The sequence below is a fragment of the Moorena sp. SIO3I8 genome, from assembly GCF_010692325.1.
Classification (GTDB): Bacteria; Cyanobacteriota; Cyanobacteriia; order Cyanobacteriales; family Coleofasciculaceae; genus Moorena.
Genome location: NZ_JAAHHW010000488.1, coordinates 1 through 1,048, shown reverse-complemented (window position 1 = coordinate 1,048; position 1,048 = coordinate 1). Strand labels below are relative to the sequence as shown.

Sequence of the window (1,048 nt, the reverse complement as noted above, 5' to 3'; positions counted from 1 at the left end):
TTTTGATTAGGGCAGCTTTTACAGTATCATGATGAATATATTTAGCAGGCATTGAATAATAGTATTTTCGGGATTAATCTGTAAATCTATTCGAATCCTTAACCTATACCAAAACCGGTAAACTCACGTACTTCAGGTTCATGAAAAGCTAAAACAATATCGTGTTTAGGCACTCCCATTTCCACTAATCGGTTGGCAAGTCCCTCTTCCGTGCCATCATGCTGAATCCAAATTTTTCCACCCTTGATATCAACATGTAAAATACAGCCAAAATCACGTTTATTCCCACGCCAACCAACATAGAGCAGTTGGTAGTGATCCTGCTCTGTATCAAAGACAGTCTGAACCTCGTATTCTGGTGCAATTGTTTGCCGTGAAGCCCGTTGAGCACGTTGCGAAAGAAGATGTCGAATATACTGGCGATATTGCTCTACAGCCATTGAACAATTACCTCCTGTTTCACATCATAAATTACTAATCTAATCTGATAACGATCAACTGCTGCCATGATGAAGCGTCGCTGGAAAAAACTTTCATAAATTGGCTCTCGCACAGCCAAATAAAGCTGGCGATCGGGTTCAATCCTTGCCAGTGCATCTCGATAGTTTAGGAATTGCCCCAATGCCATATGAAAGTCAGAAACCTTGGATGGACTGATAAAACTTTTAACTTCAACAGCAATTTTCTGATTTTTTCGTTCTGCTGCTAATAGTTGCTCCGCTCCTAAATCAATCTCAAAATATACATCATCGATCCGAATTTCGTAAGGATCTGCCGTGATATGCCAGTTGTCTTTTTCTAAAGCAGTTCTCACAACAAAATGAAACCGATCTTTGACCATATCAACCTTCTCAGCATAGATCGTTTAACCTCGTCTACCCTAATTTAATAAACCTGGGGATATTGCAGTCTCTCCCTACTGATTCGCACTTGTCTTGCACTCCTTCAGACATATCAGACTATTTAGAGGGCACTACATTGTATTGTATATTATCCTTCTTCTGTCAAACTGGGGTCAAACCTTGATTTTTCGTAGGCTGAAATGACG

2 protein-coding genes are annotated in these 1,048 nt (G+C 40.0%); both read right to left on the bottom strand.

Annotation, left to right across the window (positions count from 1 at the left end; genetic code table 11):
• Positions 1-98: 98 nt before the first annotated feature.
• Positions 99-440, bottom strand: coding sequence for a XisI protein (locus F6K51_RS38105; RefSeq protein WP_075898014.1), 342 nt, complete (start codon positions 438-440; stop codon positions 99-101).
• The gene (locus tag F6K51_RS38100) at positions 431-841 is read right to left on the bottom strand and encodes a XisH family protein (protein WP_075898016.1); all 411 of its coding nucleotides are present in this window, start codon (positions 839-841) and stop codon (positions 431-433) included. Before F6K51_RS38100 ends, F6K51_RS38105 begins: the two co-directional genes overlap by 10 nt.
• Positions 842-1,048 lie beyond the last annotated feature (207 nt).

Coding starts and splice junctions, on each gene's coding strand:
- F6K51_RS38105 (WP_075898014.1), bottom strand. CDS start 440: ATGGCTGTAGAGCAATATCGCCAGTATATTCGACATCTTCTTTCGCAA.
- F6K51_RS38100 (WP_075898016.1), bottom strand. CDS start 841: ATGGTCAAAGATCGGTTTCATTTTGTTGTGAGAACTGCTTTAGAAAAA.